Source organism: Achromobacter sp. NFACC18-2 (assembly GCF_900108985.1).
Taxonomy (GTDB): domain Bacteria; phylum Pseudomonadota; class Gammaproteobacteria; order Burkholderiales; family Burkholderiaceae_B; genus Achromobacter.
Genome location: NZ_FNYM01000020.1, coordinates 1 through 25116, shown reverse-complemented (window position 1 = coordinate 25116; position 25116 = coordinate 1). Strand labels below are relative to the sequence as shown.

General features: G+C 67.1%; 28 protein-coding genes and 1 pseudogene. 23 read left to right on the top strand and 6 right to left on the bottom strand.

Features of this window, described 5'->3' with window-relative positions; translation table 11 throughout:
• The first annotated feature begins 62 nt into the window (after positions 1-62).
• From BMW75_RS24920 to BMW75_RS24910, 3 genes are read left to right on the top strand one after another with little or no spacing between them, the layout of a single operon-like run.
• Positions 63-1034 (top strand): Bug family tripartite tricarboxylate transporter substrate binding protein, encoded by a 972-nt coding sequence (locus BMW75_RS24920; RefSeq protein ID WP_175493262.1) that lies wholly within the window; start codon positions 63-65, stop codon positions 1032-1034.
• Positions 1031-2272: a CaiB/BaiF CoA transferase family protein gene (locus BMW75_RS24915; RefSeq protein ID WP_092582294.1), complete on the top strand. Its 1242-nt coding sequence runs from the start codon at positions 1031-1033 to the stop codon at positions 2270-2272. The genes BMW75_RS24920 and BMW75_RS24915 overlap by 4 nt, the downstream gene beginning before the upstream one ends.
• Complete coding sequence (locus tag BMW75_RS24910) at positions 2262-3428, top strand: acyl-CoA dehydrogenase family protein (RefSeq protein ID WP_092582293.1); 1167 nt, start codon at positions 2262-2264, stop codon at positions 3426-3428. Before BMW75_RS24915 ends, BMW75_RS24910 begins: the two co-directional genes overlap by 11 nt.
• 76 nt (positions 3429-3504) lie before the next feature.
• On the opposite strand, the gene BMW75_RS24905 is transcribed toward BMW75_RS24910, so the two are convergent.
• On the bottom strand, positions 3505-4242 hold the full coding sequence (locus BMW75_RS24905) for an IclR family transcriptional regulator (RefSeq protein ID WP_076521316.1): 738 nt from the start codon (positions 4240-4242) through the stop codon (positions 3505-3507).
• Between the two features lie 137 nt (positions 4243-4379).
• Between BMW75_RS24905 and BMW75_RS24900 the strand changes: the two genes are divergently transcribed.
• The 7 genes from BMW75_RS24900 (at position 4380) to BMW75_RS24870 (ending at position 9664) form a co-directional block, all read left to right on the top strand.
• Positions 4380-4757, top strand: coding sequence for a flagellar protein FlaG (locus BMW75_RS24900; protein WP_076521317.1), 378 nt, complete (start codon positions 4380-4382; stop codon positions 4755-4757).
• Positions 4758-4902: 145 nt separating this feature from the next.
• A complete protein-coding gene (gene fliD / locus BMW75_RS24895; protein ID WP_092582292.1) occupies positions 4903-6291 on the top strand; it encodes a flagellar filament capping protein FliD in 1389 nt (462 codons plus the stop codon).
• 20 nt (positions 6292-6311) lie between these two features.
• Positions 6312-6740, top strand: coding sequence for a flagellar export chaperone FliS (gene fliS / locus BMW75_RS24890; RefSeq protein WP_076521319.1), 429 nt, complete (start codon positions 6312-6314; stop codon positions 6738-6740).
• 47 nt (positions 6741-6787) lie between these two features.
• Entirely contained in the window at positions 6788-7138 is a 351-nt protein-coding gene (locus tag BMW75_RS24885) for a flagellar protein FliT (protein ID WP_076521320.1), read from the top strand.
• Positions 7135-8523 carry a flagellar hook-length control protein FliK gene (locus tag BMW75_RS24880; protein ID WP_092582291.1) on the top strand — a complete coding sequence of 463 codons (1389 nt, stop codon included), beginning with the start codon at positions 7135-7137 and terminating at the stop codon, positions 8521-8523. Before BMW75_RS24885 ends, BMW75_RS24880 begins: the two co-directional genes overlap by 4 nt.
• Positions 8523-8849, top strand: a complete 327-nt coding sequence (locus BMW75_RS24875) for an EscU/YscU/HrcU family type III secretion system export apparatus switch protein (protein WP_092582290.1) — start codon at positions 8523-8525, stop codon at positions 8847-8849. The genes BMW75_RS24880 and BMW75_RS24875 overlap by 1 nt, the downstream gene beginning before the upstream one ends.
• A gap of 11 nt (positions 8850-8860) precedes the next feature.
• Positions 8861-9664 (top strand): flagellar brake protein, encoded by an 804-nt coding sequence (locus BMW75_RS24870; RefSeq protein ID WP_369825586.1) that lies wholly within the window; start codon positions 8861-8863, stop codon positions 9662-9664.
• Positions 9665-9797: 133 nt separating this feature from the next.
• On the opposite strand, the gene fliE is transcribed toward BMW75_RS24870, so the two are convergent.
• Positions 9798-10130, bottom strand: a complete 333-nt coding sequence (gene fliE / locus BMW75_RS24865; protein ID WP_076521324.1) for a flagellar hook-basal body complex protein FliE — start codon at positions 10128-10130, stop codon at positions 9798-9800.
• 331 nt (positions 10131-10461) lie between these two features.
• On the opposite strand from fliE, the gene fliF reads away from it, so the two are divergent.
• The 13 genes from fliF (at position 10462) to fliR (ending at position 21868) form a co-directional block, all read left to right on the top strand.
• A complete protein-coding gene (fliF, locus tag BMW75_RS24860; RefSeq protein ID WP_092582289.1) occupies positions 10462-12135 on the top strand; it encodes a flagellar basal-body MS-ring/collar protein FliF in 1674 nt (557 codons plus the stop codon).
• Complete coding sequence (gene fliG, locus BMW75_RS24855; protein ID WP_056316680.1) at positions 12125-13135, top strand: flagellar motor switch protein FliG; 1011 nt, start codon at positions 12125-12127, stop codon at positions 13133-13135. Before fliF ends, fliG begins: the two co-directional genes overlap by 11 nt.
• Positions 13128-13871 (top strand): flagellar assembly protein FliH, encoded by a 744-nt coding sequence (fliH, locus tag BMW75_RS24850; protein WP_076521327.1) that lies wholly within the window; start codon positions 13128-13130, stop codon positions 13869-13871. The genes fliG and fliH overlap by 8 nt, the downstream gene beginning before the upstream one ends.
• Positions 13872-13915: 44 nt before the next feature.
• The gene (gene fliI, locus BMW75_RS24845; RefSeq protein ID WP_076522134.1) at positions 13916-15379 is read left to right on the top strand and encodes a flagellar protein export ATPase FliI; all 1464 of its coding nucleotides are present in this window, start codon (positions 13916-13918) and stop codon (positions 15377-15379) included.
• Positions 15372-15824, top strand: a complete 453-nt coding sequence (gene fliJ, locus BMW75_RS24840) for a flagellar export protein FliJ (RefSeq protein WP_092582288.1) — start codon at positions 15372-15374, stop codon at positions 15822-15824. Before fliI ends, fliJ begins: the two co-directional genes overlap by 8 nt.
• 24 nt (positions 15825-15848) lie before the next feature.
• Positions 15849-17228: a flagellar hook-length control protein FliK gene (locus tag BMW75_RS24835; RefSeq protein WP_092582287.1), complete on the top strand. Its 1380-nt coding sequence runs from the start codon at positions 15849-15851 to the stop codon at positions 17226-17228.
• A 169-nt stretch (positions 17229-17397) separates the two neighbouring features.
• Positions 17398-18021 (top strand): flagellar basal body-associated protein FliL, encoded by a 624-nt coding sequence (fliL, locus tag BMW75_RS24830; protein ID WP_092582286.1) that lies wholly within the window; start codon positions 17398-17400, stop codon positions 18019-18021.
• A 2-nt stretch (positions 18022-18023) separates the two neighbouring features.
• Complete coding sequence (gene fliM / locus BMW75_RS24825; RefSeq protein WP_076521331.1) at positions 18024-19031, top strand: flagellar motor switch protein FliM; 1008 nt, start codon at positions 18024-18026, stop codon at positions 19029-19031.
• Positions 19024-19596, top strand: a complete 573-nt coding sequence (gene fliN, locus BMW75_RS24820; RefSeq protein WP_092582285.1) for a flagellar motor switch protein FliN — start codon at positions 19024-19026, stop codon at positions 19594-19596. Before fliM ends, fliN begins: the two co-directional genes overlap by 8 nt.
• An 11-nt stretch (positions 19597-19607) precedes the next feature.
• Complete coding sequence (gene fliO, locus BMW75_RS24815) at positions 19608-19931, top strand: flagellar biosynthetic protein FliO (protein ID WP_076522135.1); 324 nt, start codon at positions 19608-19610, stop codon at positions 19929-19931.
• Between the two features lie 34 nt (positions 19932-19965).
• Positions 19966-20757, top strand: a complete 792-nt coding sequence (gene fliP / locus BMW75_RS24810; protein WP_092582284.1) for a flagellar type III secretion system pore protein FliP — start codon at positions 19966-19968, stop codon at positions 20755-20757.
• Between the two features lie 18 nt (positions 20758-20775).
• Positions 20776-21045 (top strand): flagellar biosynthesis protein FliQ, encoded by a 270-nt coding sequence (fliQ, locus tag BMW75_RS24805; protein ID WP_008163193.1) that lies wholly within the window; start codon positions 20776-20778, stop codon positions 21043-21045.
• Between the two features lie 34 nt (positions 21046-21079).
• A complete protein-coding gene (gene fliR, locus BMW75_RS24800; RefSeq protein ID WP_092582283.1) occupies positions 21080-21868 on the top strand; it encodes a flagellar biosynthetic protein FliR in 789 nt (262 codons plus the stop codon).
• Positions 21869-21973: 105 nt separating this feature from the next.
• Here fliR and BMW75_RS29295 read toward each other — a convergent pair whose 3' ends face one another.
• From BMW75_RS29295 to BMW75_RS24785, 4 genes and pseudogenes are all read right to left on the bottom strand, one after another.
• Positions 21974-22384 carry a hypothetical protein gene (locus BMW75_RS29295; protein WP_139208596.1) on the bottom strand — a complete coding sequence of 137 codons (411 nt, stop codon included), beginning with the start codon at positions 22382-22384 and terminating at the stop codon, positions 21974-21976.
• Between the two features lie 120 nt (positions 22385-22504).
• Positions 22505-22699, bottom strand: a complete 195-nt coding sequence (locus BMW75_RS29800; RefSeq protein WP_371467589.1) for a PAAR domain-containing protein — start codon at positions 22697-22699, stop codon at positions 22505-22507.
• Positions 22700-22903: 204 nt separating this feature from the next.
• Positions 22904-24499, bottom strand: a complete 1596-nt coding sequence (locus BMW75_RS24790) for a methyl-accepting chemotaxis protein (RefSeq protein ID WP_092582282.1) — start codon at positions 24497-24499, stop codon at positions 22904-22906.
• A 338-nt stretch (positions 24500-24837) separates the two neighbouring features.
• Positions 24838-25116 (bottom strand): annotated as a pseudogene (locus BMW75_RS24785) (methyl-accepting chemotaxis protein); the annotation flags it as partial.

Below are 25116 nucleotides of genomic sequence, written 5' to 3'. Positions count from 1 at the left end.
GGCGCTTTACCGGCAGCGGCCGCAGAGCCGCGCCGCATTTCATAGAACCAGGAGACACACCCATGCAATCCCTACGCCTGCTAGGCGCCGCGCTCGTCACGGGCGCGGCCTTGATGGCCGCTGGCCCCGCCCACGCCGCCGATTACCCCACCAAGCCCATCACGCTGGTCGTGCCCTTCCCCGCCGGATCGGGAACGGACGCCGTGGGGCGGATCTTCGGCTCCGAGCTTTCGACCATCCTGGGCCAGCAGGTGGTGGTGGAGAACAAGCCGGGCGCCAACGCGACCATCGCGGCCAACTACGTGGCGCGGGCCAAGCCGGACGGCTACACGCTGTTCGTCACGACGAACACCTCGCATTCGGCCGCCCCGTGGCTGATGAAGAACGTGCCTTACGACCCGGTCAAGGATTTCACCCCGATCGCGCGCGGCGGCAACCTGCCCTTCATCCTGGTGGTGAACCCGAAGCGTCCCTGGAAAACCGTGGCCGACCTGGTGGCCGACGCCAAGAAGAATCCGGGCCGCATCACCTACGCCAGCGGCAACAGCACCGGCATCGTCGCCGGCGCCACGCTGGCCAACCGCGCCAAGATCGACATCCTGCACGTGCCGTACAAGGGCACGCCGCAGAGCCTGACGGACGTGGTGGGCGGCCAGGTGGACTTCATGTTCACCGACCTGGCCTCGGGCCTGCCCTTCGTGCAATCGGGCCAGTTACGCGCACTGGCCGTGTCCACCGCCGAGCGCAGCACCATCGTTCCCGACCTGCCGTCGATGGCCGAAGCGGGCGTGCCGGATTTCGACCTGAACTCCTGGAACGGCTACTTCGGTCCGGCCGGCATGCCGCCGGAGATCGTCGCCAAACTGAACGCGGCCATCAACCAGATCGTCGCCAATCCCGACGTGAAAAAGCGCCTGGCCGGGCTGGGTTTCGACGCCTTTTCCAGCACGCCCGAGGCCTTTGGGCAGTTCGTGGGCGAACAGCGCGACCTCTGGGGCAAGCTGATTCGCGACGCGGGGATCGAGCAGCAATGATCGACCAGCCCCTGCCCGACACGCCCATCGCCGGGCCGCTTGCCGGCGTGCGCATCCTGGACCTGAGTTCGGTGGTGATGGGGCCGTACGCCACCCAGGTCCTGGCGGACCTGGGCGCGGACGTGATCAAGGTGGAGTCGCCGGCCGGGGACAACATGCGGGCCGTCGGCCCCATGCGCAACCCCGGCATGGGGCACCTCTACCTGCACCTGAACCGCAACAAGCGCTCCATCGTCCTGGACCTGAAGACGCCCGAGGGGCTGGAGGCCTGCCTGAAACTGGCCGAACGCTGCGACGCCGTGCTCTACAACATCCGTCCCCAGGCCATGGCGCGGCTGGGGCTGTCGTACGAGGCGGTGGCGGCGCGCAATCCGCGCATTGTCTACGTGGGCGCCTACGGCTTTGGCGAAGCCGGCCCCTACGCCGGCCGCCCCGCCTACGACGACCTGATCCAGGGCCAGACCGGCATCGCCGCCCTGTCGGCACAGCAGAGCGGCGACGTGCCGCGCTATGCCCCCCTGACCCTGGCCGACCGGGCCGTCGGGCTGCACGTGGGCATCGCGCTGGTGTCCGCCGTGCTGAGCGCGCGGACGCTGGGACGAGGACAGCAGGTGGAGATTCCCATGTTCGAGGGCATGGCGCACCTGGTCCTGGGCGATCACCTGGGCGGCGCGACCTTCGAGCCGCCGATGGGGCCCACCGGCTACGCGCGCCTGCTGGCGCCGCACCGCCGGCCGTACGCCACCGCCGACGGCTACATCTGCCTGCTGATCTACAACGACAAGCACTGGCGCAATTTCTTCGACCTGATCGGCCGGCCCGAACTGTCGCGGGATCCGCGCTTCTGCACCCATGGCGCGCGCGCCGCGCACATCAGCGAGGTCTACGCCTTCGTGGCCGAGGTGATCGCCACGCGGCCCAGCCAGGACTGGCTGGACGCCCTGGCCCGGGCGGACATTCCCGCCTCGCAGCTCTACACCATCGACGGCCTGCTGCAGGACGAACATCTGGCCGCCACGGGCTTCATCCACGAAATGGACCACCCCTCGGAAGGCCGCATCCGCACCACCGCCCCGCTCGGGCGCTACGCGGGCACACCGACCTCCATACGCCGCCCCGCCCCGCGGCTGGGTCAGCACAGCCGCGAGGTGCTGGCCGAGGCGGGTTTTGGGCCGGAACAGATCGACGCCATGCTCGCGCGTGGCATTACCCAGGACGGAAACACCGATGGATTTTGAGTTCACCTCCGAGCAACTGGCGCTGCGCGACGCCGTCTCCCGCATCTGCGAGCGCTATCCCGACGAATACTGGCTGGAACGCGATCGCGACGGCGGCTTTCCGCACGCCCTGCACGCCGACCTGGCGCGCGACGGATGGCTGGGAATCGCGATGCCGCAGGAATACGGCGGCGCCGGCCTGGGCATGACCGAGGCCGCGCTGATGATGCAGACCATCTCCGCCTCGGGAGCCGGCTTTGCCGGCGCCTCGGCCGTCCACATGAACATCTTCGGGCTCAATCCGGTGGTGGTGTTCGGCACCGACGAACAGCGCGGACGCTGGCTGGAACCGCTGATCGCCGGCCGCGAAAAGGCCTGCTTCGCGGTCACCGAGCCCGACGCGGGGCTGGACACGACCAAGCTGAGCACCCGGGCCGTGCGCCAGGGCGACGAATACATCGTGCATGGCCGCAAGATCTGGATCTCCACGGCGCAGGTGGCCAGCAAGATGCTGCTGCTGGCCCGCACCACGCCGCTGTCCGACGTGGAAAAGCCCACGCAGGGCCTGTCGCTGTTCTATACCGATCTGGACCGCGACAAGATCGAAGTCCGCGAGATCGAGAAAATGGGCCGCAAGGCCGTGGACTCGAACATGCTGTTCATCGACGGCCTGCGGATTCCGGTGGCCGACCGCATCGGCGAGGAAGGCCGCGGTTTCGAATACATCCTGCACGGCCTGAACCCCGAGCGCATCCTGATCGCGGCCGAGGCGGTGGGTATCGGCCGCGCGGCGCTGGACCGGGCCGTCAAGTACGCCGGCGAGCGGACGGTCTTCGGGCGCCCCATCGGGCAGAACCAGGGCATCCAGCATCCCCTGGCCCAGGCCTGGATGCAGTTGGAGGCCGCGGACCTGATGGTGTTCAAGGCGGCCAGCCTGTATGACGCCGGCAAACCCTGCGGCCCGGCCGCGAATGCCGCGAAGTACCTGGCGGCCGAGGCCGGCTACAACGCCTGCCAGACGGCGGTGATGACGCTGGGCGGCATGGGGTACGCCAAGGAGTACCACGTGGAGCGGCTGCTGCGCGAGAGCTTCATCCCGCGCATCGCGCCGGTGAGCCCGCAGCTCATCATGTGCTTCATCGCGGAAAAGGTGCTGGGCCTGCCCAAGTCTTACTAGCGGTACATATATAAGCACTGCCTGAGAAACCGGAACCGGGCGGCGGGGCTGCGGACCCGACGCGCCCGGGGACGGATCAGGCCTGCTGTTCCAGCCCCGTGCAGGCCGCCCGCAGGATGCGGGCATAGGTCTCCTGCTCCGGCTCGATGCGGTAGATGGGGCCGCCCACCGAAATGGCGTAGTGCTCGCCCGACAGCGTGACCGGCCAGGCGATCGCGCCCACGTCCGCGATCGACTCGCCGCTGTTCATGAACCAGCCCCGCTGCCGCGACGCCTCGATATCGGCCAGCAACGCGTCGCGCGTGACGAGCGTGCGCTCGTTGTAGCGCGTCATGGGCAAGGCCGCGAGCATGGCGTCCCGCGCGGACGGGTCCAGCAGCGAAAGTAGCGCCTTTCCCAGCGAATTGGCGTGTACGTCCTTGAACTCGCCGGCAACGGGGGCATAACGGATCGTATGTGGCGAATCCAGCACATCCAGGTACACGACGCGGCCGTCCGGCGACAGCTTGGCGAACACGATGGTTTCGCGCGTGGCTTCCCTTAATTCGGTAAGGCTGGGATAGACCCGGTCCAGGACCGGGTCGGCCCGCGCGATGCGCTGGGCCATGGCGAGCAGGCGGCCGGTGGGGTAATAGCCCTGGCGCCGCCCCGTCTCATAGAGATAGCCCAGGCCGGTCAGCGTGCGGATGAGCGCCAGGCAACTGGAGACGGGCACGTCCAGCAGGCGGGCCAGTTCCGACAGGGGCAGCGCGCGTTTCTCGCGGGCGTAGGTTTCGATGATTTCGATAACTCGCAACGCCGTCTTGACACTCATTGCCCGATCCAGACCATTAGCACGTGAACCACCTGTTTGCGCGGGGCTAAAGTTCCCTGCGAGGGTGTCGTTATGGTAACTGAGAATTTCCTGAAATCAGCGCGTTCCTCCCAGACGCCCCCGCCGTTGGAGTGATCATGGCCGTAACCCCGTTAGCCCCCGCAGCCTTCGCGTCGTTACCGGTTTCGACCGCGATCGCCACGCCGGACCCCGCAGCAACCGCCACCCCCGCCCCCGCCAGCACCAATAGCGGCGCTTCCGACAGCGCGACGTCGGACCAGTCGAAAGCGCAGAAGCTGCCGCTCGACAAGGCGCTGGACGAGATCAACGAACAGATGAAGGCCTGGTCGACGCAGCTTCAGTTCGAAATCGACCCCAATGTGCATCAGGTGGTCGTGTCGGTGATCGACGCGGAGTCCGGGGACGTCATTCGCACCATCCCCAGCGAAGCGGTGCTCAAAATCGCCAAAATGATCGTGAACATGCAGGGAAATGGCATTAAGACCTCTGCATGATCCGGCACCTGAAACACGGCTCGCCCCCATGTCTGGCGGGCCGGCGTTGAAAGAAGCCTCGAATTAGGCCCGCCTTATGCCTTTGCCCGGCCGATAGCCGGAACCCCATTTTTGTCAGAATTGCATCGCTAGGAAGGAATTTCACATGGCCACCATCACTAACCTCGGTTCGACTTCAGGCTTGCCCCTGGAGGACATCCTCACGAAGCTGGAAGCTGCCGAGGAAAAGAAGCTGGAGCTGTACACCGTACGGCAGACCAGCTACGAAACCCGTGTTACGGCATACGGCCAACTGAAGAGCGCCGTGGAAGCCGTGCAGAAGGCCGCCGCCGTGCTGGGCAAGGCCGAGACGCTGGGCGCCGTGAAAGGCAGCGTGACCGGCGGTGAAGCCCTGACCGCGACCGTGGCCGCCGAAGGCGCCGTGGCCGGCCAGTACACGATCAATGTGACGACGGTCGCCACTTCCCAGACCCTGCAATCGGGGGCCGTGGCGGATCGCAAGGCCTCCAATGGCGCCACCGGCTCGTTTGAAATCGAACTGGCCGATGGCACCAAGAAAACCGTCGACCTGAAGGACGACACGTCGCTGAACGGCATCGTCAAGGCGGTCAACGCCGACGACACGCTGGGCGTGCGCGCCACCGTCATCACCGACGGCGACGGCAAGAGCTACCTGATGCTGAGCGCCAAGGACACCGGCGTGCAGGCCTCGGTGAAGTCCATCACCGTGACGGGCGACCAGTCCCTGAAGGACGTCCTGAACTACAACACGGATGCGGGCGACACCAGCACCAAGATGACGGCCACCGCCGCCGTCGACGCCGAGATCGACATCAACGGCATCACGGTCAAGAGCGGCTCCAACAATATTTCGACCGCCATCGACGGCGTCACGCTGAACCTGTCGACCACGACGGAAGCCGGCAAGCCGATCACGCTGAAGCTGGAAAGCGATCCCTCGGTGGCCAGCAAGGCCATCCAGAGCTTCGTGACCGCCTACAACACGCTGCAGACGACGATCAAGAACCTGACCGCCTTCGACGCCACGGCCGCCACCAACCAGCCGCTGACCGGCGACGGCACGACGCGCGCCATCCAGTCCTCGATGGCCAGCGCGCTGCAAGTCCTGTCGGGTGAAGGCTCGCTGCGGTCGCTGGCCGACCTGGGCATCACGACGAACCCGCAGACGCGCCAGTTGACGCTGGACCAGACCAAGCTGGACAAAGCGCTCGCCTCCAACGGTGCGGACGTCTCGCGCCTGCTGACCGGCGAGAACGGGCTGGCCGCCAACTTCGAAAAGGCCACCAAAGACATCCTCAGCGACACCGGCTCGATCAAGACCAAGACCGACGGCCTTGCCAAGTCGATCGAGAACGTGAAGGCCCAGTACACGCGCGCCAAGGCCGCCGGCGAAGCCTCGCTCGAGCTCATGCGCGCCCAGTTCGTCCAGTTGGACAAGTTCGTTTCGCAGCAGTCGGTCACGGCAAGCTACCTGACCCAGCAGTTCGCCGCGATGAACAAGTCGACGAGTTGATAACCGAGAAGATGCATTAAATGACGTACGCCGCGCGCCGCCCCACAGGCTCATACTCCGTCCGCTCCTACGCCGATATCGGCCTGGAAACGCAAGTGATGAGCGCCACGCCGGAAAGGCTGATCACCCTGCTCTACCAGGGTGCGCGCGCGGCAATCGGCCAGGCGCGGCTGCATCTGCAGGAAGGCCGTGTTGCCGAACGCGGCACGGCCATCACCAAGGCGATCAAGATCGTCGACGAAGGCCTGAAGATGGGCCTGAACATGGAAGCAGGCGGCGACATCGCCGCCAACCTGAGCCGGCTCTACGATTACATCGTCCGCACCCTGCTCATGGCTAACCTGAAAGCGGACGTCGAGCAGCTCGACATCGCCGACCGCCTGCTGGCGGACCTGGCCGAAGCCTGGCAGACATCCATCGATCGGCCTGCCCCGGGCGCACAGCTTTGATGGCCACCACAACGAATTCAGACAGCCATCGAACGCCCGAGATTTCTATGACGTCCCTCACCCAGTACTCCGCCATCCTGGAACACTATCAGGACATCGCCATTTCCACGGGCGAGATGTTGACCGCCGCCCAGGCCGGCGACTGGGACACCGCGCTCATGCACGGTCAGCAGTATTGCGAACAGGTCGAGCGCCTGCGCCATGCCGAGTCGACCAGTCCGCTGGACGAAGCCGGACGCAGCATGAAGTACGACCTGCTCGTGCGCATCCTGGAAAACGACGCGATGACGCGCGACCTGGCGCTGCCGCAACTGGCCCGGCTGGGCGAACTGCTGGGACGCATGAAGCGCCAGCAGACGCTGCTGTCCACCTACGGCAACCAGGCTCCTGAAGAATGAGCATCGGCCCCGCCGCGCTTGGCAACGTCCTGGTGCAGCGGCTGGACGCCGTGCTTGGCACGACGATGTCCGCCGCGAGCGCCAACCAGGTATCGGGCGCGCGGCCCGACGCGGTCAGCCAGCCCGGCAGCCCGGAGAAAGCCGGGCCCTCGGACGGCTCGGCCCGCGACCCCCGGCAAGGCATACAGACTGGCGGCGCCCGAGGCGACCGCCAGAATACTGTTGTCGACCCCAAAACCGCCGCCGCGCTGGCCCTGGCCGCGCGCGGCCTGGTCACCAGCAGCGACACCACCGCCTCGGCGCCGACCACACTGGGCACGACCGCCCGCACCATCCTGGCCCTGCTCGCCCAGTTTCCCGAAGCCGCGCCGCCCGTGCAAGGGCGCGCGCCGCTTTGGAGCGCCGACGCGCAGGGCGGAACGCCGCCCGGCCAGGCGGGCGGCGCCGGTAACGGCCAGCCGGCCCCTGCCCAGCCCGGCCAGCCCGCGCAGGCAGGACAACCCGGACTACAACCCGGACAACCCGGCCAGCCCGCGCCTGCCCCGGCGGCCCCGCCTTCTGCTTCCGCGCCCCTGCCTGCGGCGACGCCTGCCGCCGCGCCTGCCGCCGGCGCGGCCGCCGATGCCGCGACGGCCCGGCCGGCCACGCCCCCCGGTGGGCAGGCGGGCGGGGCGAAAGGCCCCGAAGGCGCGTCCCACGCCTCGCTCGCCACGGGCGGCCCGTCCGCGCGGGCGCTGGGACAGGCCTTGCGCACCGCCCTCCAGACCAGCGGCCTGTTCTACGAATCGCACCTGACCGACATGGTCTTTGGCCGCAAGAATCCCGCCTCGCTGCAGAACGAGCCGCAGGCCCGGCTGACGCGCGAATCCGCCGCGCACGCCAGTTCCCAGCCGCGCGGCCGCGGCGACACCGCGAGCGCCGGCCGGTCCGGCGCGGGCGCCGACGCGCCCGCCTCGGTGGGCACGTCGACATCGTCCACGCCCGGCGCGCCCGTGAGCGGCATCCACCAGGATCTCACCGTGCTAGTCCGTCAGCAGCTCGATGTCCTGGCCAACCAGACCCTCGCCTGGCAGGGCGAAGCCTGGCCCGGCACGCCGATGGAATGGGAAGTGGAACGCGATCCCTACGGCGCCGACCGCGAATCGGCCGTCCCCACCTGGGCGACCCGCGTGAAGCTGGACCTGCCGCGCCTGGGGCTGGTGGACGCCCGGCTGAACCTGGCGGGCGACCAGATCGTGCTGCAGCTGATCGCCCCGCACAGCGCGGGCGAGATCAATGACGCCTCGGACATGCTACGCTCGCGCCTCCTGGCCGCCGGCCTGACCCTGAGCAATCTGACCGTGAGCGTGGTGGAACCGCGTCCCGTCATTCCGACCGATTTCTGATGAGCACTCCCTCCCTCCCCGCGGACGCCGGCCCCAACGCCAACCGCAACGCGGCGGTCGCCATCTCCTATGACGAAAGCGACGGCGCGCCGCGCGTCGTCGCCAAGGGGTACGGCCAACTGGCGGACACGATCGTGCGCGCGGCCGAGGAAAACGGGTTGTACGTGCACGAATCGCGCGAACTGGTGGGCCTGCTCATGCAGGTGGACCTGGACGCGCATATTCCTCCCCAACTCTACGTCGCGGTGGCAGAATTGCTCGCGTGGCTGTACCGTCTGGAATCGCGCGAAATCCCCGACGCCGCGCGGCCCGAAATCTCACCCTAAGGACTAACAACGTGTTGGATGCCGCCGACCCGGAATTCCTGCTGACCCGGCCGGAAGACATGCGCTCAGCCCTCTTTGAGCTGACGCACCCCGACAGCCACATCCTGGTCCGCGACGCCGCCGACCGCGAGATCGCCGTGCTGATCCTGGGCGCCGACAAGCAGACGCGCCAGTTCTTCTGGCGGCCGCGCGACTATGATGGCGCCGACTTCGAACAGTCCGACAGCATGGGACTGCTCAGCGGCACGACCTTCCATTTCAATGCCACCGCCTACGGCGGCGTGCAGATCCGCTTTCGCGTGCAGCGCCCCGAGATCATCCACTTCGATGACGGCAGCGCGGCCCTGATGTCTCCCTTTCCCGACCATCTTGCCCGCATCCAGCGGCGCAAGATGTTCCGCGCCTCGATGATCTCAAGCGCCAACCGCTGCCTGGCCACCTGGCAGCCGGCGCCGGCGGACAAGCCGGTCGGATTCACCGTGCGCGACATCTCCGTGGATGGCGTGGGGCTGCGCGTGGGCCTGGCGGTGGGCGAGCTGCCCGCGCGCGGCGCGATCATGGAAGACGTGGAACTGGACTTCGGCGAATTGGGCAAGCTCAGCGCCGACCTGGAAGTGCGCAACGTCTATCCGGTGTCCGGCCAGCCCATGGCCGCGTCCGAAAGCGTCGATGGCGAAGCGCCCAAGCACGTGTCGCTCACCGGCGAGCCGCCGGTCAGCCATGTGGGCGCCTTGTTCATGAATCTGAATGCACGCCAGGAAAACTGGCTGCAGCAGGTCGTGTGGCGCCTGGAAAAAAGCGCGCAGCGCAACTGATCCGACCAGCGTGACGAACCAGCAAGACCCACCAGCGGCACCAGTGAAAACAGCGCCTGCGAAGAGGCGCTATTGAACTGCCGGGCAGGCGCTGCGCCTGCCCGCGGGACGTCCCAGGAACCGCTTCGCGGCCTCAGACGGCCATCGAGGACACTTCCTTGTAGGCCGCAACCAGCTTGTTGCGCACCTGGACCGCGGTCTGGAAGCCGATGCTGGCCTTCTGCATGTCGATCATGACGTCATTCAACGAAATATCGGGAGCGCCCAGCTCGAAGGCCTTGGCCTGATTGCTGGCGGCGTTCTGCGCGGCCGTCACGCGGCGGATGGAGCGCTGCAGTTCCGCGGCGAACCCATCGGGCTGGGCCACGGCTTCGCCCGCGGCCAGATTGCCGGTTTCCGCCTTGCTCACGACCGAGCGCATCTGCTGGAGCATGCCTTCGATGCCGGACAAGCCTGATACAGCCATTACCTTTTCCTTGCTGGTGAGGGATTACGCCAAATTGCCTTCGCAGCGTAACCCCTGCCGCGCCAGTCCATAGCGGACAAGAACCGCCAAAAAACCCGACATTTCGATGAATGGCCGCATCCCTTCCCGCGGATGTGGCCCCGCTTTGCGTCCCGTCATCGACATAGGGCTTAAGTAACGCCAAAAAACGGCTGTTTTCATCGATTGGGATTGCTGTCTCAGGGGCAATAATCCACGCTCTCCCCAGACCAGAAGCACGTTGCATGTGTAATCGGCCCTACCCAGACATGAAGTCATTTTCCTTGCTCCGCGAAGCCAGCGGGAGCCGTCAATGAATCAGCAGGCTACCCTGAGCTCGTCGCTTCTGGCCAAGTTCCCCGTGCTGGAACGGGTCCGCGCGCTTCCCAAGCCCATCCTGATCGGCGCCGCCGCCGCCCTGGTCGCGGTGATCGTCGCCGTGGCCATGTGGAGCAGCGAACCCCAGTACAAGGTCCTGTTCTCCAACCTGGACGACCGCGACGGCGGCGCCATCGTGACGGCCCTGGGCACGATGAACGTGCCCTACCGCTACAACGAAACCGGCACCGCGCTGCTCGTGCCCGCCGACCGCGTCTACGACGCCCGGTTGCAGCTCGCCTCGCAAGGCCTGCCGCGCGGCGGCTCCGTCGGCTTCGAACTGATGGACAACGCCCGCTTCGGCGCCAGCCAGTTCGCTGAACAGATCAACTACCAGCGCGGTCTGGAGGGTGAGCTGGCCCGGTCGATCGAAGCGATGAACACGGTGCAGCATGCGCGCGTCCACCTGGCCATGCCGCGCCAGTCGCTGTTCGTGCGCGAGCGCCAGGCGCCCACCGCCTCGGTGCTGCTGAACCTGTATCCCGGCCGCAGCCTGAGCGACGCGCAGGTTTCCGCGATTTCCTGGCTGGTCGCCTCCAGCGTGCCCGAACTGACCGCCGAAAGCGTGTCCATCGTCGACCAGAACGGCCGCCTGCTGTCCGCCCCGCTGGGCGAAGGCCGCGGCATGGACGCCGACCAGCTCCGCTTCGTGCGCGAAATCGAACAGCGCACCGTCGAACGCATCCTCACCATCCTCAATCCCCTGGTCGGCCCCGGCAACGTCCACGCCCAGGCCACCGCCGACGTCGACTTCGCCCGCCGCGAAGAGACGTCCGAGGTCTACCGTCCCAACCAGGAACCCGGTCAGGCCGCCGTGCGCAGCCAGCAGACCAGCGATTCGACGCAGCGCGGCGTCGGTCCCGCCCAGGGCGTGCCCGGCGCGCTGTCGAACCAGGCGCCCGCCGAAGCGCAGGCGCCCATCGCCAATCCGCCGCAGCAACAGCCGCCCCGCCCCGGCCAGCCGCAGCAGCCGGCCAACGCGCAACAGCAACAACAGCAGCAGACCGGCACCCAGGCCGCCACGGGCAACCTGAACGAACGCCGCGACGCCACCACTAACTACGAAGTCGACCGCACCATCAGCCACATCAAGCAGCCGGTGGGCAACCTCAAGCGCATGTCGGTCGCCGTCGTGGTGAATTACGTGCGCGACAAGGACGGCGAGCCGCAGGCCCTGCCGCCTGAAGAACTGAGCAAGCTCACCAACCTGGTGCGCGAAGCCATGGGCTATTCCGAGACTCGCGGCGACTCGCTCAACCTGGTCAACAGCCAGTTCAACGATGGTCCTCCGCCGCTGCCGATGTGGCGCGATCCGGAAATGATCTCGCTGTTCAAGACGATCCTGGCGTGGCTGGTCGGCGGTGTCCTGGCGCTGTGGCTGTATCGCAAGCTGCGCCGCACGGTGACCGAATACCTGTACCCGCCGGTGGATCCTGAACAGGCCGAAGCCGAGCGCGCCGAAGCCGCCCGCGAGGCCCAGGACCTGGCCCGCGCCAAGGAAACGGACCGCTACCAGGACAACCTGGAGCGCGCCCGCACCATGGCCAACAAGGATCCGCGCGCCGTCGCGATGGTCCTGCGCACCTGGATGAGCAAAGATGAAAAATGATTCCCTCCCCATGGACGGCATGACGCGCAGCGCCGTCCTGATGATGTCGCTGGGCGAAGACGCCGCGGCCGAGGTCTTCAAGTACCTCAGCGCCCGTGAGGTCCAGCAGGTCGGCGCCGCGATGGCGAGCCTGAAGCAGGTCACGCGCAACGACGTCGCCGTCGTGCTGGAAGAGTTCCGCCAGGAAGCCGACCAGTTCATGGCCGTGACGCTGGGCTCGGACGACTACATCCGCAGCGTGCTGACCAAGGCCCTGGGCAGCGACCGCGCCGCCGGCCTGATCGAGGACATCCTGGAAGCCGGCGACGGCGGCAGCGGCATCGACGCCCTGAACTGGCTGGACCCGAACACCGTGGCCGAGCTGATCGGCGACGAGCACCCGCAGATCATCGCGACCATCCTGGTTCACCTGGAGCGCGACCGCGCGGCCGGCGTGCTGGCCCTGCTGACGGACCGCCTGCGCAACGACGTGATGCTGCGCATCGCCACCTTCGGCGGTGTGCAGCCCGCGGCGCTGTCCGAACTGACCGAAGTGCTCAATTCCGTGCTGGCCGGCCAGGGCGCCAAGCGCAGCAAGATGGGCGGCGTGCGCACCGCGGCCGAGATCCTGAACATGATGAATTCGACGCAGGAAGAGACCGTGGTCGCCAGCCTGCGCGAACGCGACAACGACCTGGCGCAGAAGATCATCGACGAGATGTTCGTCTTCGACAACCTGCTCGACGTCGAGGACCGCGCGATCCAGCTCATCCTCAAGGAAATCGACAACGACACGCTCATGGTCGCGCTCAAGGGCGCCCAGGAAGAGCTGCGCGCCAAGTTCCTGCGCAACATGTCCAGCCGCGCTGCCGAAATGCTGCGCGAGGACCTGGAAGCCCAGGGGCCGATCCGCATGTCGAAGGTCGAGACCGAACAGAAGAAGATCCTCCAGATCGCCCGCCGCCTGGCCGAAAGCGGCCAGATCGTGCTGGGCAATTCCGGAGACGACGCGTATGTCTGAAGCGGACAACGGCGCGACGACGCTCATCTCGCGCAGCGCCGCCTGGCGGCGCTGGCAGATGCTGTCGTTCGACGAGCCGGCGCCCGTCGAAGTCGAGCCCGAACCGGAACCCGATCCGGGGCCCGATCCCGCCGTGGTGATGGCGCAGCTTCGCGCCCAGGCCATCGCGGAAGGACACGAAGAAGGCTTGGCGCGCGGCCATGCCGCGGGCCACGAAGCGGGCCAGCAGGCCGGCTACGAGGCGGGCCTGGCCGCCGGCCGCGAGGCCGGCTATGCGGAAGGCCTGGCCCAGGGCCGCGAACAGGCCGCCGCCGAGGCGCAGCGCCTGCACGCCTTGGTGCAGGCCTGCGCCGAGTCGATCGGCGCGCTGGAAGAAAAGATGGGCCAGAGCCTGCTGACGCTGGCGCTGGATATCGCGCAGCAGGTGGTGCGCACCACCCTGGCCGAACAGCCCGAAACGGTCGTGAGCGCCGTGCGCGACGTGCTGCACATCAATCCCACCGCCGGCGGCCAGATGCGGCTGTGGGCTAATCCCGACGACATCGAACTGATCCGCCTGCACCTGGCCGACGAGCTCAAGGAAGGCCATTGGCGCGTGCTGGCCGATGAATCCATCTCGCGCGGCGGCTGCCGCGCCGAGACGCCCTTCGGCGACATCGACGCCACCCTGCAGACCCGCTGGCGCCGCGTGGCCGCGTCGCTGGGCCGCAACGCCTCCTGGGAGGAACCGGTGTGAGCGCCAATCCGGTCTCCGCGCAGCCTGGCCAGGCCGGCGCGCCCCTGGCGGGCGCCCCGGCCCCAGTTGCTGCCGCGCCGGTCCTGGACCGCTGGCAGACGCAGCTTCAGATCGGCTCGATCCGCGCCGCCTCCACCGATCCCTGGCTGGTCAGCGGCAAGATCACGCGGGCCACCGGCCTGGTGCTGCACGCGACCGGACTGCGCCTGCCCGTGGGCGCCGCCGCCCGCATCGAAATCGCGCGCGGCCATGACCACTGGGCCGACGCCGAAGTCGTGGGCTTTGACGGCCACACCCTGTACCTGATGCCCCAGGCCGACATTTCCGGCCTGCCGCCGGGCGCGCGCGTGGTGCCGGGCGAACCGCCTGTGCAACGCCAGATTCCGCTGCCGCGCAAGGCCGAACTCAACGGCAATGCCAAGCCCCAACTTGGCCGCCACCTGCCCGTCGGCAATGCGCTGCTGGGCCGCGTGCTCGACGGCGCCGGCCGCCCGCTGGACGGACTGGGCCCGCTGACGGGCGCCGAACTCGCGCCCCTGTCGGCCCAACCCATCAACCCGCTGTCGCGCGCGCCCATCGACACGGTGCTGGACACCGGCGTGCGCGCCATCAACGGCCTCTTGACGGTCGGGCGCGGCCAGCGCATGGGCCTTTTCGCAGGTTCCGGCGTCGGCAAGTCCGTGCTGCTGGGGATGATGGCCCGCTACACCAAGGCCGACGTGATCGTCGTGGGCCTGATCGGCGAGCGGGGCCGCGAAGTCAAGGAATTCATCGAGCACAACCTGGGCCCCGAGGGCCTTGCGCGCTCCGTGGTCGTGGCCGCACCCGCCGACGTCTCGGCGCTGCTGCGCCTGCAGGGCGCCGCCTACGCCACGCGCCTCGCGGAGCATTTCCGCGACCAGGGCCTGGACGTGCTGCTCATCATGGATTCGCTGACCCGCTACGCCATGGCGCAACGGGAGATCGCGCTGGCCATCGGCGAGCCGCCCGCGACCAAGGGCTATCCGCCGTCGGTCTTCGCCAAGCTGCCCACCCTGGTGGAACGCGCGGGCATGGGCGCGCCCGGCCCGTCCGGCAAGGCCGGCTCCATCACGGCGTTCTACACCGTGCTGGCTGAAGGCGACGACCAGCAGGACCCCATCGCCGATTCGGCGCGCGCGATCCTGGACGGCCACGTGGTGTTGTCGCGCCACCTGGCCGAATCCGGTCATTACCCCGCCATCGACATCGAAGCCTCGATCTCGCGGGCGATGACCTCGCTCATCACGCCGCAACAGTTTTCGATCGTGCGCCGCTTCAAGCAGACCCTGTCGCGCTACCAGCGCAACCGGGACCTCATCGCCGTGGGCGCGTACGCCGCCGGCAACGACCCGCAACTGGATGACGCCATCGCGCGCTATCCCCGTCTGGAAGCCTTCCTGCAGCAGGATATCGGCGAGAACGTCGGCTATGAAGACGCCGTCAACCAGTTGCGAGCCAGTTTCGAAATACGGGACACCTATGCCTAGCCAATTGCCCCTGGACATGCTGATCAACCTGGCCAAGGAGAGCACGGATGAAGCCGCGCGCCTGCTGGGCCGGTTGACCGCCGAACGCAGCAATGCGGAACGCCAGCTGGTCATGCTGCACGACTACCGCCAGGACTATCTGGAGCGCCTGCAGCAGGCAATGACCAGCGGCATGGCGGCGAGCGATTGCCACAACTACCAGCGCTTCATCGGCACCCTGGACGACGCGATCGGCCAGCAGCAAGGCGTGCTGCGCCAGGCGGACGAGAACCTGACCAAGGGACGGCTCTACTGGCAGCAGGAAAAGCGCAAGCTCAACTCCTATGACGCCCTGGCGCAGCGCGAACAGCGCGCCCAGGCCGTCTTGGAATCGCGCCGCGAACAGCGCGCCAGCGACGAATACTCCGCCCGCCTGGTCCAGCGCCAGGCCGGCGGCATGCATTAAGCAATACCTCACAGGAAGCCCAAGATGACCGCTCCCCTGCCCTTGCCTTCGATCACGCCGGCCGCGCCGTCGTCGGTCGCCGATGCGCTTGGCGCCAAATCCGCGCCGCCGGAAAAGAAAGGCCCTTCCTTCTCGGACGTGCTGGCCCAGCAACGTCCCGCGCAGCAGCGGCCGAACCAGGCCGCCGACGCCCGTCCCGCCAAGACTGACGGCAAGACGCCATCCAAGGATCCGAACGCCGGCGACCCGGCCAGCACGGCGGAAAGCGCCGCGGCGGGCGCCATCGACGCCGCGGTGCAGACGGCCGCGCAGGCTGAAGCCGGCGCCCTCGCCGTCGCCGCGCAGCAACCCATCGCGCCGTCCGACCTGCCGCAACAGGCATTGGAAATCGCCACCCAGGCCGCCGAGCAGGTGCAGCTCGCCCGCGGCAACGCCGCCGCCGCGGCCACCGCCATGAGCCAGGGCGCCGCCGTGCTGAAGGCCGCGCTCAACGCCGCCGACACCCTGGCGCCGCAGACCGCCCAAGCCTCGCAGGCGCCCGTCGTCGCGACGGCCGGCCAAGCGCAGGCCGCCGCCGCGCAGCTCGCCCGCGATGCCGAAGCCGCGCTGCCGGTCGTCACCGCCGCCGTCAAGCCGGGTTCCGCCCCGGTCACGCAGGCGCCCGTCGACCCCAAGGCCACGGCCAAGCTCGACGCGAAGCCCGCCACGCCGGACCTGCCGCTGCCGCGCGTGGCGCGCGAGGCGCGTCCCGAAACAGCCGAAACGGCAACCGCCTTGCCCGACCACGTGGCCGACGAAGATCAGCCGGCGCTGCTGGCCGCCTCCACGCCGCAGTTCCAGGCGCCCCAGCATGGCGCCAGCCCGCAGGATGCGCTTGCCCACGCCCTGGCCGCCGCCACGCAGGCCGCGCCCATCGTCAACCAGGCCGCGGTCTCGCAGCCTGTCGTGCCGGTCGTGCTGCAGGTGGCCACCCCGGTCGGCGCCACCCACTGGGGCACCGAGCTGGGCCAACAGATGGTCATGATGAGCACCAACGCGCGCCAAGGCATGCAGACCGCCGAATTGCGGCTGGATCCGCCCGACCTCGGCCCGCTGCGCGTCAGCCTGAACCTGGCCGATGGCGTGGCCAGCGCCTCGTTCGTGTCCGCGCATGCCTCGGTGCGCCAAGCGATCGAAGTCGCGCTTCCGCAGTTGCAGCAGGCGCTTGCGCAGGCCGGCATCTCCTTGGGCCAGACGAGTGTCGGCGAACAGGCCGCGCAGCAGGAATTCGCGCAGCAGAACGGCAACGGATCGCAGCGTCAGCAAGGCGGCGGTGCCGGCGTGGCGGACGGCGCGGCCGATGCCGCGCAGCCTGCGGTGACGGTGGCGCGCAACGCCAACGCGCTGGTCGACACGTTCGCGTAGTGATTCAGCTGCCCGCCGCCGGCAACGGCTGCGGGCAGTGCAGCAATAGCTTGAGATACGCGGCTTTCGCCCTGTTTTTCGCCTCCAAGCCGAGGCGGGATTTCGGGCAGAATGCTTTCATCCACTAAGAATCCGTTTTCACCAGCGGCAAACACGCATCGAAATCCAGATGGCGACAATCAAACCCATTCCCGCACCGGCGCGCGGCGCGTCGACTTCCGGCGGCATCGGCCGCATCCTTCGCCCGCTGCTGGCGATCCTGGTGCTGCTGATCGTTGCGGCTGCCAGCGCGGGCGCGACCTGGTTCATCACCCAGCGCATGCAGCAGCCGCAAGGCGGCGCGCCGGTGCAGCTCGGCGTGGGCCAGGCGCCCGCCGGCCAACCCGGGCAGCCGGGCCAGGCCGGCCAAGCCGGACAAGGGCCCCAGGCCACGCCGACGACCTTCGTCGCGCCGTCCGCCACCCCCATCGCCGTGCCCGCCCCGATCTTCGTGCCGATCGAAGCCTTCACGGTCACGCTGCAGAACGCGGAGACCGAGCGCATCATGCACGTCGGCCTGACCCTGCGCGTGAGCGACGAACAGACCCGCACGCGCCTGGAAAAGTACATGCCCGAAGTGCGCAGCCGCATCCTGATGGTGCTGTCGTCGCAGTCGCCCACCGCCGTGCAGACGCAACAGGGCAAGAACGACATGGTCGCGGCCATCAAGCAGGCCGTGAACCGCCCCTTCTCGCCCCTGCCTGACGGCCAGTACGTCACCGACGTGCTGTTCACGGCGTTCGTGGTGCAATAAGCATGGCCTACGAGGCGTTTCTTTCGCAGGACGAAGTCGATGCGCTGCTGGCCGGCGTCACCGGCGAGAGCGATAGCAAGAAGGAATCCGAGGGCCAGAACGCCGGCGCGCGCGCCTACGACCTGAGCTCGCCCGAGCGCGTCGTCCGGCGCCGCATGCAGACGCTGGAGCTCATCAACGAACGGTTTGCGCGCAACATGCGCAACGTGTTGCTGAACTTCATGCGCCGCAGCGCCGACATCACCGTCGGCTCGATCAAGATCCAGAAGTACGCGGACTTCGAGCGCAACCTGCCGGTTCCCAGCAATCTGAACATGATTCAGATGAAACCGCTGCGCGGCACGGCGCTCTTCACGTATGACCCGAACCTGGTGTTCCTGGTCATCGACAGCCTGTTCGGCGGCGATGGCCGCTACCACACGCGCGTCGAGGGCCGCGACTTCACCACCACCGAACAGCGCATCATCCGGCGCCTGCTCAACCTGACCCTGGAAAGCTACGGCAAGTCCTGGGACCCCGTCTATCCGATCGAGTTCGAATACGTCCGCTCGGAGATGCACACCAAGTTCGCCAGCATCACCGGCAACAACGAAGTGGTGGTCGTCTCCTCGTTCCATATCGAATTCGGCGCGACCGGCGGCGACCTGAACATCTGCCTGCCCTACTCCATGATCGAGCCGGTGCGCGACCTGCTGACGCGCCCGCTGCAGGAGACCACGCTCGAAGAGGTCGATCAGCGCTGGTCGCAACAGCTTTCGCGCCAGGTGCGCAGCGCCGACATCGACGTGGTCGCGGAATTCGCCCGCATTCCCTCGTCGATCCGCGAACTGATGAGCCTGAAGGTCGGCGACGTCCTTCCGGTCGACGTGCCCGAAACCGTCATCGCCCACGTCGACGGCGTGCCGCTGATGGAATGCGGCTACGGCGTTTTCAACGGCCAATACGCCCTGCGCGTACAGAACCTGTTTACCCACGATACAGAACCCAACGAGGCCTCTGACCATGACTGACAAGAACGAGCCCGGCACTGGCTCGTCCCCGGCCGACGACTGGGCCGACGCGCTCGCCGAACAATCCCGCGCCAACCCGCCCACGCAAGCCGACGGTCTGAAGCCGCAGGACGACTGGGCGGCCGCCATGGCCGAACAGGCTGCCACACCCGCGCCGGCCGCCGCGGCACCCGCGCCCGCAGCACCCGCTGCCCCGGCCCCCGCCGCCGCGGCACCGGCCGCCGCGGCATCGGCCGCCGCGCAATCGGCGTCGCAATCCGTGTTCAAGCCGCTGGCCGGCACCGCGCCCGGCCAGGGTACCGATATCGACCTGATCATGGACGTGCCCGTCCAGTTGACGGTCGAACTGGGCCGCACCCGCCTGACCATCAAGAACCTGCTCCAGCTGGGCCAGGGCTCCGTGGTCGAACTCGACGGCCTGGCCGGCGAGCCGATGGACATCTTCGTCAACGGCTACCTGATCGCCCAGGGAGAAGTCGTGGTCGTCGAAGAAAAGTACGGCATCCGCCTGACCGACATCATTACCCCGTCCGAGCGGATCAACCGCTTGAACAACCGTCGTTGACGTCCGGCGCCATGACCGAATCTGCCCTGCTGCGCGTCATCATCGGCCTCGTGCTGGTGGTGGCCGCCATCCTGGTGGCGGCGTGGCTGGCGAAACGCGCCGGACTGGTGCAGCGCGGCGGGGGCAACCTGCTGCGGCACGTCGCCAGCCTGCCGGTCGGTCCGCGCCAAAGCGTCGTCGTCGTCGAGATCGAAGACACCTGGCTGGTGGTGGGCGTCGGCCCGAACCAGCTCACCACCCTGCATACCCTGCCCGCCGGCCAGTTGCCGGAGGGTTCGCCTCTGCCCGCGGCCGCCTTTGCGGCCAAGCTGGGCCAGGCCCTCAAGCGCCGCTAGGGCCACACGCCCCGGCGCGATTCAAGCGATACCCATGAGTTTGCCCACCCGCACGACTTGCTCCCGCGCCGGCCATCGCGCGCTGCCCATGCTGGCCGCCGCCGCGGTCCTGGGGCTGGCCTTCTTCCCGGCCGGGGTGGTGGCGCAAGCCACCCTGCCCGCGCTGACGGCCACGCCGGGCGCGGACGGTTCGCAGACGTATTCGCTCAGCATGCAGACCATGCTGCTGATGACGTCGCTGTCGTTCCTGCCGGCGGCGCTGCTGATGATGACGGGCTTCACGCGCATCATCATCGTGCTGGGCCTCTTGCGCAGCGCCATGGGCACGGCCATGTCGCCGCCCAACCACGTCCTGATCGGCCTGTCGCTGTTCCTGACCTTCTATACGATGTCCCCGGTGTTCGACAAGATCTACACCGACGCCTACAAGCCGCTGTCCGAAGGGTCGATCCAATTCGAAGCCGCGGTCGAACGCGCCGCGGCCCCGCTGCGCACCTTCATGCTGCACCAGACGCGCGAGAACGACCTGTCGCTTTTTGCCAATCTGGCCAAACAGCCCGCGCTGGAAGACCCCTCGCAGGTGCCCATGCGCATCCTGGTGCCCGCCTTCATCACCAGCGAACTGAAGACCGCGTTCCAGATCGGCTTCACCATCTTCATTCCGTTCCTCATCATCGACCTGGTGGTCGCCAGCGTGCTGATGGCGCTGGGCATGATGATGGTGCCGCCCGTCACCGTGGCGCTGCCCTTCAAGCTGATGCTGTTCGTGCTGGCCGACGGCTGGAACCTGCTCATGGGCTCGCTGGCCCAGAGCTTCTACCAGTAACGCCGCAAGGAGATCGCCATGACCGCCGAAACCGTCATGACCATGACCTACCAGGCGATGAAGATCGTCCTGGCGATGGCGGGTCCCCTCCTGCTCGTCACGCTGGTGGTGGGCCTGGTCATCAGCATTTTCCAGGCCGCCACGCAGATCAATGAAATGACGCTGTCGTTCATTCCGAAGCTGCTGGCCATGTGCGGCGTGCTGGTGCTGCTTGGCCCCTGGCTGATCGGCGTGATGGTCGACTACATCCGGCAGCTCATCGGCCAGATCCCCATGCTGGTGTCCTGAGCGGCGCCCGCCGCCGGACCCTGGCCGTTCCGCCATGATCGCCTTCACGCTTGAGCAGCTCAACGGCTGGATCGGCCAGTTCCTCTGGCCGTTCGTGCGTATCCTGGCGCTCGTGGGCACCGCACCGCTGTTTTCCGAGTCGCTGATTCCCATCAAGGTGAAGGTGGGACTGTCCTTCGTCCTGGCCGTGGCGATCAGCCCCGCGCTGGACCCCATGCCGCCCGTGGCGCCCGGCTCCTATGCCGGCCTCTGGATGGTGATGCAGCAGGTGCTGATCGGCATCGCCATGGGCTTTACCATGCGGCTGGTGTTCGCCGCCGTGCAGACGGCGGGGGAATTCGTCGGCCTGCAGATGGGCCTGTCGTTCGCGTCCTTCTTCGATCCCAGCTCGGGCGCGAACACCGCCGTGCTGTCGCGCCTGTTCAACATCGTCGCGATGCTGACCTTTCTGGCGCTGGACGGGCACCTGCTGGTGCTGGCGGCGCTGGTGCGGTCCTTCGACACGCTGCCCATCGCCATGATCCAGCTGCACCAGAATGGCTGGGGCACGGTGGTGGAATGGGGCAAGACCGTGTTCGTCTCCGGCCTGCTGCTGGCGCTGCCGCTGATTTGCGCCCTGTTGACCATCAACCTGGCGATGGGCATCCTGAACCGCGCCGCCCAGCAGCTTTCCGTGTTTTCGGTGGGCTTTCCCGTCACCCTCATCATTGGCGTGACCGTGCTGACCATCGTGCTGCCGCATGCCGGCCCGTTCCTGGAATCGCTGTTCGAATCGGGGCTGACGGCGATGAGCCGCGTCGTGGACGCGCTGGCGGGAAGGTAGCAGGCCCCAGCCCCGGACGGGGCACGACTTCCGGCAGACGAAACAACGGCCGCATATCGCGGCCGATTTTGGTCTGATTCGCGCTCTGAGTGCGTCGTACACAACTCAATGCGTAGGCAGCGTTTCACACGGCGGGTTCGGGCCCCTGAAACGGTCAAAAAATCCATGACGTATTTCTACCCTTGCAATCTTCGCATCGGGCCCGATACAGACGTCTATCCGCCTAAATGGTTTGGTGATTTCGAGCGAATCAGAACTTTGACCGGGGAACGTGAGTAGCAGCCACATATCAGGTTTAGGGAACATCGCGGTGTAGCGGGCCACGGTCTGCCCAGGGCGCATCTCGAATTTCGATGTGTCATGGTTGTCATTGAAAAACACGCCAATTTGCTCCGTCGCCGTCTTGGAGTAGTGAAGCAACACCATCGGTGAGAAGGTTCCCCAAAGCGCCACGGAGGTCCAAAGCAGGACCAAGAAGCCAACAATACAGCCTAATAACTTAAGTAAACGAGGCATTGGGTCTTTTCATTCAGCGGTTGCAGGTATGCGGCTCTTTCGGCCTGGCGAAGGCTCTAGTAAAGCGTTGTTTTCTGCTTGGATGCACCTCCTGTCAAGCCATTAGCCAATGTCGTCGAATCATCTGATGCCTGCATTTTGCCCCCCGGTACCGTACTCAACTTTGGCGAATTGTTGACTAGCGCTCAGCGTTGCGCCACAAGATGTCTTCATCCCCTCGATGGCGACGTAGCTATTATCGATGCCGAGGGCTAAGACGCCCTCAACAATAGGAAAGGCGCCCTTACATCGCGGACAGCTCACCATGTGCCCCATCCCGGCGGCAGGTCGCCCGAAGACGATGTAGCTAGGAACCCCTCCGCACGACCGTCCCTCCGTGCGAAGTCGTGCCGCCGATTCGAATCGCAGACAAAACAACGGCCGCTTGTCGCGGCCGTCATTGTTTGCGCCTAGCTATTGGGCAGTGCCTGATCTCAACCGGCACGTTTCCCCGTACCGGCGCATCTGTGGAAATGCAGACTAATGCTGGCCCACCACCCGGAACACCCGGATGGTCTCGCGCAGCGCGCCCGACTGGTTGCCCAGTTGCGTAACCGCGCCGCCCAGTTCCTGCACCAGCGCCGTGTTCTGCACGGTCATCACATCCATCTGCGAGACGGCGGTGTCCACCTGTTCGATCCCGGTGGACTGCTCCTGCGAGGCGCGCGAGATCTCGCCGATGATGTCGGTGACGCGGTGCACCGCCGCCACGATCTCCTGCATCGTGGCGCCGGCCTGCTCGGCCTGCGCGGAGCCTTCCGTGACCCGGTCGACCGAATCCTCGATCAGCGCCTTGACCTCCTTGGCGGCCTGGGCGCTCTTTTGCGCGAGGCTGCGCACTTCTCCGGCGACCACCGCGAAGCCCTTGCCGGACTCGCCCGCGCGCGCGGCCTCGACCGCGGCATTGAGCGCCAGGATGTTGGTCTGGAAGGCAATGCCTTCGATGATGGTGACGATGTCGGCGATCTTGCGCGAGCTGTCCGAAATGCCATGCATGGTGTTCACCACCTGCCCGACGGCCACGCCGCCGCGCCGCGCTACGTCCATGCTGCTGGCCGCCAGCTCGTTGGCCTGCCGCGCGTTGTCGGCGTTCTGGCGCACCGTGGACGTCAACTGCTGCATGCTTGCGGCGGTCTGCTGCAGCGAGGCGGCCTGCCCTTCCGTGCGCCCGGCCAGTTCCTGGTTGCCGCGCGCGATGTGCACGGCGGCATGCGTCGTGCCCTCGATGCCGCGATAGACGTCCTGCGCAATGCCGATCAGGCTCTTGCGCATGACTTCCAGCGAGAACTTCAGGCTGCCCACTTCATCGTCCGACTCCGGCACGATCTGCGTCGTGAGGTTGCCGGCGGCCACCTGGCGCGCCATGTTGGCGGCATCGAGCATCGGCTCCAATAGCGAACGCGACAGGCTCCAGCCCATCGAGAAGATGGCCACGATGCCCAGCCCGATGGCGCCGCAACCCAGCGCCGCGCCCCACGGGCTCAGGCTGGCCCAGTTGGCGTGCAGTCCATACGCGCCGGCGGCCGCGACGATGGCGGACGACAGCGTGGCATGGCGCAGCATCCGGCTGCGCACGCTGTTGCGGAACGGAAAGGCCAGCACATCCAGGCCGCGGCGCCAACCGGCGCGCGCCGGCCGGCCACGCAGGATGCGCACGCCCGTGGCCGTGCCCTCGCGCATGCGGGCATAGAGCGCCTCGGCCATTTCGATCTGTTCGTCCGAAGGGCGCACCCGGACCGAGGAATAGGCCACCACCTCGCCGTTCTCGACGATGGGCGTGGCGTTGGCCAGCACCCAGTAGTAGCCCCCGTCCTTGCGGCGATTCTTGACCACGCCCAGCCAGGACTCGCCGGCCTCGAGCGTCTCCCACAGGTCCGCGTAGGCTTCCGGCGGCATGTCGGGATGGCGCACGACGTTGTGGGGCTTGCCGATGAGTTCCTCCCGCGTGAAGCCGCTGACTTCGACGAACGCGGGGTTGGCGTAGACGATGCGTCCCTTGGTATCCGTGCGCGAGATCAGGTACTGATCCTCGCGCAGCTTGGTTTCTGCATTGGTGACGGGTAAGTTGACGCGCACGACTTTGTCTCCGGTTACAACATATACGACAGTAGCTTCTGACGGCGTTCAACCGGGTCCGGACACGACGCCCCGCATCGATCCGCTGCTGCACGCTTCGTCTGGCTCCCGAATTCCGGGCTGCCATCGAACACTGTGTTCTTGGCCTGAACGGTCAGGCACTCGTACGTTTACGGTCATCTGAATGAAAACTTAACGTGCTTATTACTTTGTCACTGTTTTAATCCGCGGTTTTTATAACTGATGGGCATATAAAAATCCGGACCCGGGCGCCAGACGCAAAAAGCCGCGCCGACCCCGCAAACGCGGGATCGGCGCGGCCCGGGATGACGCGGGGATCAGTTCAGCGACGGCGCGGAGTACCCGCCAAGCTGGTGCGCCGGCACTTCGATCACTTCGCCCGCATTGATCTTGAATACCGCGACCGCTTCGGCCAGACGCTGCGCCTGTTCCTGCAGCGAGCCGGCGGCCGCCGCGGCCTCTTCCACCAGTGCCGCGTTCTGCTGCGTCACTTCATCCATCTGCGACACCGCGCGGTTCACCTGGTCGATGCCGCTGGACTGCTCCTCGGACGCCGCCGAGATCTCGCCCATGATGTCCGTCACGCGCTTCACCGA